Source organism: Oleisolibacter albus (genome assembly GCF_003336875.1).
GTDB classification, from domain to species: Bacteria; Pseudomonadota; Alphaproteobacteria; order Azospirillales; family Azospirillaceae; genus Niveispirillum; species Niveispirillum album.
In genome coordinates this window covers 1-10741 of the sequence record NZ_QGNJ01000004.1, presented here as the reverse complement: position 1 = coordinate 10741, position 10741 = coordinate 1, and the positions used below count along the sequence as shown (strand labels likewise).

General features: G+C 64.6%; 5 protein-coding genes and 1 CRISPR repeat array. All 5 genes read left to right on the top strand.

Going from position 1 to position 10741, the window contains the following annotated elements; all coding sequences use genetic code 11:
- Window positions 1-2: 2 nt before the first annotated feature.
- From DK368_RS06530 to cas2, 5 genes are read left to right on the top strand one after another with little or no spacing between them, the layout of a single operon-like run.
- A complete protein-coding gene (locus DK368_RS06530; RefSeq protein WP_114393145.1) occupies window positions 3-884 on the top strand; it encodes a type I CRISPR-associated protein Cas7 in 882 nt (293 codons plus the stop codon).
- Entirely contained in the window at window positions 881-3136 is a 2256-nt protein-coding gene (locus DK368_RS06525) for a CRISPR-associated helicase/endonuclease Cas3 (RefSeq protein ID WP_155524499.1), read from the top strand. The genes DK368_RS06530 and DK368_RS06525 overlap by 4 nt, the downstream gene beginning before the upstream one ends.
- Window positions 3133-3750: a CRISPR-associated protein Cas4 gene (cas4, locus tag DK368_RS06520; protein WP_114393143.1), complete on the top strand. Its 618-nt coding sequence runs from the start codon at window positions 3133-3135 to the stop codon at window positions 3748-3750. Before DK368_RS06525 ends, cas4 begins: the two co-directional genes overlap by 4 nt.
- A gap of 4 nt (window positions 3751-3754) precedes the next feature.
- Window positions 3755-4795: a type I-C CRISPR-associated endonuclease Cas1c gene (cas1c, locus tag DK368_RS06515; RefSeq protein ID WP_114393142.1), complete on the top strand. Its 1041-nt coding sequence runs from the start codon at window positions 3755-3757 to the stop codon at window positions 4793-4795.
- Window positions 4796-4807: 12 nt separating this feature from the next.
- Window positions 4808-5098 (top strand): CRISPR-associated endonuclease Cas2, encoded by a 291-nt coding sequence (cas2, locus tag DK368_RS06510; RefSeq protein ID WP_114393141.1) that lies wholly within the window; start codon window positions 4808-4810, stop codon window positions 5096-5098.
- 189 nt (window positions 5099-5287) lie between these two features.
- Window positions 5288-10505: direct repeats of the CRISPR family, unit length 31 nt; unit sequence GTCGCCCCTTCACGGGGGCGTGGATTGAAAC.
- Window positions 10506-10741 lie beyond the last annotated feature (236 nt).

The window sequence follows — 10741 nt, the reverse complement described above, 5'->3', positions numbered from 1 at the left end:
ACATGGTCGATTTCAATCGCGGCACCGGTCTGCTGATCATCGAAGCGCGCTGCTCCAACCCGAATGGCGACCCGGATCAGGAAAGCGATCCGCGCACCTTTGCTGCCGACCGCCGTGGGCTGATTTCGCCGGTGTCGTTCAAACGCAAGCTGCGCGACATTGTCGAGGATCACGAGGGACCGGTCTGGCAGAAGGCCGCGTCCACGCCACGCCTGATCGGCACCGCGCAGAAGCACAAGATCCTGGAAAGCCGCGGCCGCAACCGTGAGGAGATCGGCAGGCTCGACGCCAGCACCTTTCAGCACGAATACTGGGATGCCCGCGTCTTCGGCAACACCTTTCTGGAATCAATGAAGGACTCTAAAAAGACTTCCCGCGCTCACTTCATCAACACCGGTGTCGTGCAATTCGGCCCCGGCGTCAGCATCGCCGCCATCGACGTCGAGCGGCTGACCATGACCAACAAGGCCGGAGTCGAAGAGGACAAGGATCGCGGCATGGCCCCCCTCGGCTGGCGGGTCGTCCGGCACGGCCTGTATGCGATGCCGTTCTTCGTCAACCCCAGCGCCGCCCGCAAGACCGGATGTTCGGCCAGTGACATTGACTTGCTGAAGTTCCTGATCCCGCATGCCTATCGGGCGACCGCCTCGGCAGTACGGCCGTTTGTCGATATCCGCCACGCCTGGTACGCCGAGCACAAAGACCCGTTAGGCTCCTGCCCCGATTACCTGATCATCGAAGCGATGACGCCGATTAAGAAGGATGGAGACAAGGAGACGCCGTCCAACTCCATCGACGATTACCAGATCCCGGTCGACCTGCCGGGCGAGATTTCCGGCCGGCTGGGATCTTTCGAGGATCTGTGCCTCAAGGACTGGGGATGATCGATCCGAACGCGTACCTGGCCCACTCCGCCCCGAAAGGGCGGAGTTCCGGTCAGTTATTCGCCGAGCACGTCCAGGGGGTCGTCGAGGACGCCACGGCCAACGCTGCGGCGGTCCTTCGCCATGCGGCGGCCCCGCCGGATGGTTTTCTCCACGCCGTCCGGATGGGGGCCTATTTCCACGATCTCGGCAAGCTCGATCCCGACATCCAGAAGGCGTTCCGCCAAGGCCGTTCCGCCAGTCTCACCTGGGACCATATCGATGCCGGCTGCGCCCATCTGGTGGCCAGTGGCAATCGACCGGGGGCGTTTCTCGTGCGGGCCCACCATGCGCCAGGTCTGCCGAGATACCAGGACCATTTTAATCGGGATGATCTGGGGGCTAAGCTGCGGGGCCGGCGCACCGATCTGGAGTTACCCAACGAAAAGCAAGTAGCCCGTACCGACGGCAAGCTCGACGGCTATCTGAGCCTGCACGCGGCGTTGCTTGGCAAAATCGAGGTGCCGCCGGTCAAAGAGTTCCACGGTCTTGCCTTGCGCCTGGCGTTGTCCTGTCTGGTGGATGCCGATCATACGGACACCGCCGCCTTCGACCGCGGCGAGCCGTTGCCCGACCCGCCGGCACCGCGCTGGCCGGAACGTCTGGCAAGCCTTGAGGCGTATGTCGCAAGAAAATCGACGGAAGCGAAGGGTGATCCGGCGCGCAACCGACTGCGCAGCGACTTCTTTAATGCCTGCCGGGCTTCCCCCGTTGACGCGCCTATCGTTGCCTGCGAGGGCTCCGTTGGCATCGGCAAGACCACCGGCATTGCCGCCTATCTGCTGCAGGTGGCAAGCCGCAAAGAACTGCGCCGCCTCATCCTGGTGGCGCCCTTCACCAATATCGTCTCCCAGACCGCTGCAGTCCTGCGTGAGGCGCTGACCTTGCCGGGCGAAGATCCCGACGATGTCGTTATCGAACATCACCACCGCGCCGATTTCTCCGCCCGGGCCAGTCGTGATCTTGCCGCCAGTTGGCAGGCACCGATCATCGTCACCACCGCGGTGCAGTTCTTTGAGACGCTGGCCGCCTGTGACCCCGGCAGTTTACGCAAGCTGCACCGGGTTCCCGGCTCAGCGATATGCATTGATGAGGCCCACGCCGCGCTGCCGGTGGCCCTGTGGTGGCAGAACTGGGCATGGGTCCGCGAACTGGCAGAAAAGTGGGGATGCCGCTTCGTGCTGGCCAGTGGTTCGCTGGCGCGGTTCTGGGAAAAGAAGGAGGTGGTTGAGGAGGTCTGCACCACCATCCCTCAACTGATGCCGGACACGCTGGCCCACCTTGCAAATGCCGCCGAGCGACGGCGCGTCCGTTTTGTTCAGGCCGGTGATCTATCCTCGGTGAAAGCACTGGTGGATCGCGTTGGCAATGAACCAGGACCGCGTCTGGTCATTCTCAATACCGTGCAGAGCGCGGCGGTGGTCGCCCGCGCGATGCAACAGGCCGGCCTCGACACGCTGCACCTGTCCACCGCCCTGTGCCCGCGCGACCGCGCCGTGAGCCTCGACAAGGTGAAGGGGCGGCTGGATATGGGCATCGAAGAGTGGGTGTTGGTTGCCACCAGTTGTGTTGAAGCGGGGGTGGACATCTCTTTTCGCACCGGCTTTCGGGAGCGCTTTTCGACATCCAGCCTGTTGCAGGTGGCCGGACGGGTCAATCGCCACGGCGAATTCAATGCCGTCGGCGGTGGGCACGTCGTCGATTTTGCCATCCCCGCCGGCGACGGCATTCTCCGCCATCCGGCCGCCGCCGGCTCCGCCCCGGTTCTGCGCAAGCTGTTGTGTCGAGGCTCCTTCGACCAGATCGACCGCCTGCCGGCCGATCTGGTGACGCAAGCGATGGAGCAGGAACTGCGTGAAAATCCCACGACACTAAAAGGATCCGCTGACGCGCTGGTCAAGGCGGAACGCAGCTATGATTATCCCGCCGTCGCCCAATATGGCCGTGTCATCGCCGCGGATACCCGGCTGGTGGTGGTCGACAAGGAGCTGCTTGGCAAACTCGAAAATTTTGAAAAGGTCAACTTCCGCGATCTGCTCGACGGCAGCGTCCAGATGTGGGCAAACAAGATATTTCTTAATAGGTTACAGGAAATCCGTACCCGTCCTGGAATATACCAGTGGCATTACGCCTATGATCCCGAGATTTTTGGCTATATGAAGGGTGTGCTTGACCATCTCGATATTGAGATGACCGGAGCCTGCTTCTTATGAGCGGCGATGACGAACCGATCCCGCTATCGGCCCTTCAGCACTGGCTCTATTGTCCCCGGCAATGCGCGCTGATCCATCTGGAGCGGCAATGGGCGGAGAATGCGGCCACGGCGGAAGGCCGTATCCTGCATGAACGCGCGGACCAGCCGGGCAAAGCCCGGCGGGGGCCGGTGCGCACGCTGCGCGCCCTGCCGCTTTTTTGCCGCCGCCTCAACCTGGCCGGCATCGCCGATGTGGTGGAGATGCGGGGCGGCATCCCCTTTCCGGTGGAATATAAGCGGGGCCGTCCCAAATCCCACCGCGCCGACGAGGTGCAGCTTTGCGCCCAGGCCCTGTGCCTGGAGGAGATGTTCGGCCAGCCCGTCCCCGATGGCGCCCTGTTTTATGGCGAGACGCGGCGGCGCACCGACATCGCCTTCGATGCCGATCTGCGCGCGCTGACCGAACGGGTGGCCGCAGAGGTCGCGGCCATGCTGGCGGGTGGTGTCACCCCACCGCCCGCTTACGCTGCGCGGCTGTGCGGGCAATGTTCCCTGGCGGACCTGTGCCAGCCCCGCCCGCTTTCCACCCATCACGATGTGGCCGGCTGGCTACGCCGGCACTTACGGGATTGACCCCATGCGCCAGCACCTGAACACCCTGTTTGTCACCACGGAGGGCGCCTGGCTGCGCAAGGATGGCGCCAATATGGTGGTGGAGGTGGAGGGCCAGGAACGCGGTCGCGTGCCCGCCCACATGATGGGGGGCGTGGTCTGTTTCGGCCGGGTCGGCATGTCGCCGGCGCTGATGGGCTTTTGCGCCGAACAGGGGATCGGTGTCAGCTTCCTGACGGAACATGGACGATTCGTCGCGCGGGTGGAGGGCGCACAAAGCGGCAATGTGCTGCTGCGCCGCCGCCAGTACCGGCAGGCCGACGACCCCGCCGCATCCGCCAGAATTGGCGGTGCCATGGCGGCGGGGAAGCTGGCCAACCAGCGGGCCGTTCTGCGCCGTGCCCTGCGGGATCATGGCGACGGGCTGGCCCCCGACAGGGTGGCCGCCCTTGATGATGCCCAACGCCGGCTCGGCGATGCCGCCCGCCACGCTGCCGAGGCCGACGACCTGGACCGGGTGCGCGGATTGGAAGGGGAGGGGGCCAATGCCTATTTCGGCGTGTTCAACCACCTGATCCGGTCGGCGGACCCCGGCCTTGCCTTCCGCGGCCGCAGCCGCCGGCCGCCGCTGGATGCGCCCAACGCCTTGCTCTCCTTCCTGTACGCCATTCTGGGGCATGATTGCCGGGCGGCGCTGGAGGTGGTGGGGCTGGACCCGCAGGTGGGCTTCCTGCACCGCGACCGCCCCGGCCGCGCCGGTCTGGCCCTGGACCTGATGGAAGAACTGCGCCCCCTGCTGGCCGACCGTGTGGCACTCAGCCTGCTGAACCGGGGACAACTGACCGGGCGGGATTTTGAACAGCATGAAGGCGGGGCCGTGCTGCTGCGCGAGGATGCGCGCAAAACGGTGCTGACCGCCTATCAGGACCGGAAAAGGGAGGACCTGACCCATCCGTTCCTTGAGGAAAAGGTGACGGTTGGGCTGATCGCCCATATCCAGGCCCGCCTTCTGGCCCGGCATCTGCGCGGCGATCTGGACCGCTATCCGCCCTTTCTCTGGAAATAGGGATCGGCTGCAATGCTGATGCTGATCACATACGATGTGAAGACCGAGGACTCCGCCGGCCGCCGCCGCTTGCGCCGTGTGGCACGGGCATGCCAGGATTTCGGCCAACGGGTGCAGTTCTCCGTCTTCGAATGCGAGGTCGATCCGGCCCAATGGATCGCCCTGCGCGCGCGCCTGATCGGGGAGATAGATCCGGCGGTGGACAGCCTGCGCTTCTATCACCTGGGCGCCAACGCGGCCCGGCGTATTGAACATGTGGGCGCCAAACCGGCCCAGGATTTCGAGGCCCCGCTGATCTTCTAAACCATCCCACCCGGTCGCGAACCCCAAGCGGGCAGGAAAATGCCATGCGGTTCGCGCCGGGAATTATCCTTAAGGAACAATCCCCTATTTAAAGCCCCCAGCCCCAGCGGCCACCCTTGCTGCCCGCCGACGGCAGGTCGCGCCAGACAGGCGGTTTTGCATTCTTGGACAAGTGTATATGTTGAGGCAGTCGCCCCTTCACGGGGGCGTGGATTGAAACACGATGCCGTCCAGGCATTGCTGCGCCGCAGCGCCTTGTCGCCCCTTCACGGGGGCGTGGATTGAAACACGATGGCGGCGCAGCAGGTCCCCTCGCCACGGGAGTCGCCCCTTCACGGGGGCGTGGATTGAAACCTCGCTGGCCAGATACTGGGCGCAGACATAGCCGCAGTCGCCCCTTCACGGGGGCGTGGATTGAAACACGCTAAATACGCCTACAGCCAGCGCGGCCGGCCCGGTCGCCCCTTCACGGGGGCGTGGATTGAAACACCACCATGTACAAGCGCGGGCCTGATCCGACGAGTCGCCCCTTCACGGGGGCGTGGATTGAAACGCTTCCGGCATTGAGAACCTTGCGGTGCTGGATCGTCGCCCCTTCACGGGGGCGTGGATTGAAACAGCGACTGGACGAAGGTCGGGTCGTTGTTCGTGCCGTCGCCCCTTCACGGGGGCGTGGATTGAAACACTTCGATCCAGCGGGTCCGCAGCGTCATCGCCATTGTCGCCCCTTCACGGGGGCGTGGATTGAAACCAAAGCGCACAAGGCATGGATCTGGAACGACACGGTCGCCCCTTCACGGGGGCGTGGATTGAAACCTGTCGATAACGATCTCTTCGCCGACCACACGGAGTCGCCCCTTCACGGGGGCGTGGATTGAAACTGCATCCACCAGGGCCAGCTTGGACAGCAGGCGGTCGTCGCCCCTTCACGGGGGCGTGGATTGAAACCGATTGTCCGTGTGGTCGGCGAAGAGATCGTTATGTCGCCCCTTCACGGGGGCGTGGATTGAAACGCCACCAACACCCTGATGCCCCGCCACCTGCGCGGCGGTCGCCCCTTCACGGGGGCGTGGATTGAAACATCTGCACCAGAGCCGTGGCGGACTCATAGCCAGCGTCGCCCCTTCACGGGGGCGTGGATTGAAACTTGAGCGCGCCCGATCCGGTGTCTACCGTCAACGTCGCCCCTTCACGGGGGCGTGGATTGAAACCCCGCGTCGGTGGGCGGCGAACGACGTTCGCGGGTCGCCCCTTCACGGGGGCGTGGATTGAAACCTTTTCGCGGCCCTTTCGGACATCGACGGCCAGAGAGTCGCCCCTTCACGGGGGCGTGGATTGAAACGTCTGATCGGCGCCTTGCCAGGCGGGCCATCCAAGTCGCCCCTTCACGGGGGCGTGGATTGAAACAACTGATAGCTCAGCTGCGTCGCCTGCTGACCCGTCGTCGCCCCTTCACGGGGGCGTGGATTGAAACGACCCCTGCAATCGCGCTAGTGCGGATGGTGCATGTCGCCCCTTCACGGGGGCGTGGATTGAAACTTCCATGATCTGGGCCGGCCCTGGGCCGGCCACTGGTCGCCCCTTCACGGGGGCGTGGATTGAAACCTCCGTCAGGAGACGGAGATTAACGCCAAGATCGGTCGCCCCTTCACGGGGGCGTGGATTGAAACTGCCATTAAAAAGGACCTCACCGGCCCCGTCCTGGTCGCCCCTTCACGGGGGCGTGGATTGAAACGTCATAGCCGGCCTCGTCGATGATGGCGCCGGTAGTCGCCCCTTCACGGGGGCGTGGATTGAAACTGTCTCGCGTCGTTGGTGATCTGCAAGCAATGCTGTCGCCCCTTCACGGGGGCGTGGATTGAAACCGTCTCGGCAGCCTTGGACGCGGCCTCCTGTTTGGGTCGCCCCTTCACGGGGGCGTGGATTGAAACCCTCGGAACAGCAGTCACAGCAGGGAAAAGCTGCGGTCGCCCCTTCACGGGGGCGTGGATTGAAACCGGTCCGCCCCTGCACGACATGTCAGCCAGCACGTCGCCCCTTCACGGGGGCGTGGATTGAAACGGCAACACCGTTTGTTGTGATTACAATAGCGGCGCGTCGCCCCTTCACGGGGGCGTGGATTGAAACCGCCTATGTTCGCGGCATGGGCAGCAAACGCATTGTCGCCCCTTCACGGGGGCGTGGATTGAAACTGCCGAGATCTGGACATGCACACGCCAGGTCGGGGTCGCCCCTTCACGGGGGCGTGGATTGAAACTACGCAGAGATCGACAACAGCCAGGCCGGCTACGTCGCCCCTTCACGGGGGCGTGGATTGAAACCAGGCCGTCATCAGCGTCATCGACAAGGCGACGGGTCGCCCCTTCACGGGGGCGTGGATTGAAACCATTGGGCCGACATCGGCGGGGAGGGGGGGCGGCGTCGCCCCTTCACGGGGGCGTGGATTGAAACATGCCGGCCAGCATCGGCCGGATCAGGTCGACAGGTCGCCCCTTCACGGGGGCGTGGATTGAAACCAGATCGTGCGGCCCATGATGACGATCTTGCCGGGTCGCCCCTTCACGGGGGCGTGGATTGAAACTGTGCCACGGACCGCACCACTACGCCGTACCACCCGTCGCCCCTTCACGGGGGCGTGGATTGAAACCTGTTGGCCGCGCAGCAGCTGCATGCCGTCCTCGTCGCCCCTTCACGGGGGCGTGGATTGAAACAACAGCAAGGCCAGCTTGGCTGGGCGCAGGCTGATGTCGCCCCTTCACGGGGGCGTGGATTGAAACTTTCCCAGCAGTCGTTGAATGCGCCATCCTCCCAGGTCGCCCCTTCACGGGGGCGTGGATTGAAACCTGCGCAAGCTGCGTGGCTTGCTTTGTGAACTGCGTCGCCCCTTCACGGGGGCGTGGATTGAAACAGCGCCACCGGCACCACGTGGGCGCCGCCCAACTGGTCGCCCCTTCACGGGGGCGTGGATTGAAACCATGGGGTGTCGATCTGGGCGCGGCCCTGCTGGGGGTCGCCCCTTCACGGGGGCGTGGATTGAAACTTCCGCCATCAGGGCCGTGCGTAGGATCGCCTCGGGTCGCCCCTTCACGGGGGCGTGGATTGAAACCGTATTGGTCACCCGCGTCTGTACCGCCGCGAAAGGTCGCCCCTTCACGGGGGCGTGGATTGAAACTCCATCGGGTCCCACTGGCCGGTCAGCCGCGTCACGGTCGCCCCTTCACGGGGGCGTGGATTGAAACCATGGAGGTGAGCTTCTGATGTGGTGGATGCTGAGGTCGCCCCTTCACGGGGGCGTGGATTGAAACCAGGACGTCAACCGCCTGATGCGGGAGCGAGACGGGTCGCCCCTTCACGGGGGCGTGGATTGAAACCAGCTTGTTGATATCCTCCCGCAGAGCGTCGGAGGTCGCCCCTTCACGGGGGCGTGGATTGAAACAGCAGCTGCATGCCGTCCGCCGTGGTCTGCACCCGGTCGCCCCTTCACGGGGGCGTGGATTGAAACTCTGCGGCCCTGCCCGGAGCGGTTGGGGTACAGGGGTCGCCCCTTCACGGGGGCGTGGATTGAAACCACGTCTGGCAGGCCTACAGCAAGGCGCTGTCCTGGTCGCCCCTTCACGGGGGCGTGGATTGAAACACCTGCGCGGGCGGTGACCCCGCAGCCGCAGCCGAAGGTCGCCCCTTCACGGGGGCGTGGATTGAAACCTCGCCGCGCAGCTCGTCCCCCTCCTCAGTCAGGGGTCGCCCCTTCACGGGGGCGTGGATTGAAACAGGAGCATGTGCGGAAAATCACGCACCGCGACAGCGGTCGCCCCTTCACGGGGGCGTGGATTGAAACGACTGGGACGAACTGAAAACGGCCTATAACGGACGGTCGCCCCTTCACGGGGGCGTGGATTGAAACAATCTCATCCGGCGGGGTAACGGGCGTCGCCTCGGTCGCCCCTTCACGGGGGCGTGGATTGAAACTGCGAAAAAAGCAGGATGGTGAAGCGCATCTGGGGTCGCCCCTTCACGGGGGCGTGGATTGAAACAAGCTGCCGGCCCTCGGCGGCCGCTACGCGCTGGGGTCGCCCCTTCACGGGGGCGTGGATTGAAACACCGACGCTCTGGCGGCGCCGACGGACGCGCTGCGTCGCCCCTTCACGGGGGCGTGGATTGAAACGGCGCCGATGCGGTTATCCGGCCAGCCCCACGCGTCGCCCCTTCACGGGGGCGTGGATTGAAACTGCCCGATGACTGCCCTGTCCGCCCCTTGGGCAAGGTCGCCCCTTCACGGGGGCGTGGATTGAAACAAAGTGGAGCGCTGACCATGGGAAAGCCAGCGCGTCGCCCCTTCACGGGGGCGTGGATTGAAACGCCGGCCAATACCTCTGCCACAGCGCCACCCTGGTCGCCCCTTCACGGGGGCGTGGATTGAAACCCCCTCCTGCGATGCGCGGGCAACGGCAAGCATAGTCGCCCCTTCACGGGGGCGTGGATTGAAACGGCGACGGGCGCTTGACGCCGGGGTGGGTGGCGCGTCGCCCCTTCACGGGGGCGTGGATTGAAACAACCCGGTCTACGCCGCAGGACAGCGATACCGAGAAGTCGCCCCTTCACGGGGGCGTGGATTGAAACGGCCACGGTGACCAGACCATCCGCCGTGGTCTGGGTCGCCCCTTCACGGGGGCGTGGATTGAAACACCACGTCCAGCACCCGGCCCATGGCGACCGCGAAGGTCGCCCCTTCACGGGGGCGTGGATTGAAACCTGTCCCACCAGGAACTGGAGGAACGCATCTATGTGTCGCCCCTTCACGGGGGCGTGGATTGAAACCCCCATCGAAGGGAACCAACTATGCACGTCACCATGTCGCCCCTTCACGGGGGCGTGGATTGAAACCCCCGCAGCGTTGCGCGTTGTCAGCAAGTCAACGAGTCGCCCCTTCACGGGGGCGTGGATTGAAACACGCTGTCTCTTGCCCGCTATTGGGATGCGACGGTCGCCCCTTCACGGGGGCGTGGATTGAAACGCACGGTCCGCCGCACCGGCATCGCCCTGCGCTAAGTCGCCCCTTCACGGGGGCGTGGATTGAAACAGGGTGGGAGCAAAACTCTGCGTGGTAGCAGCCAAGTCGCCCCTTCACGGGGGCGTGGATTGAAACGGACAGATTCGCGCTCCCGGTAGCTAGCGCTTGCGTCGCCCCTTCACGGAGGCGTGGATTGAAACACGGACGACTCTCACCGTGTCGCTTTCCCCGCCCAGGTCGCCCCTTCACGGGGGCGTGGATTGAAACAGCTTTGCGTATTTGGCCTCTTGGGCTTTGGTCATGTCGCCCCTTCACGGGGGCGTGGATTGAAACCGCGAAGGCACGCTGCGCCATTACCTGACCGGCGTGTCGCCCCTTCACGGGGGCGTGGATTGAAACTTTGACACCGCGCCCCTTTAGAGCGGTTTCCGGGCGACAGGAGTCGTTAGGGATTCCCAGGGGCCTGATTTTGTGATTCATGCTGCTGGCTGGGTATGGAGGCCAGCCTGCATGGGTCTTGGGCTTTCGATGGATCTGCGCCGTCGGGTGGTTGCGGCGGTGCTGGACGAGGGAATGAGTTGCCGGGGCGCTGCGTCCCGGTTCGGGATCGCGCCGTCGACCGCGATCCGCTGGTG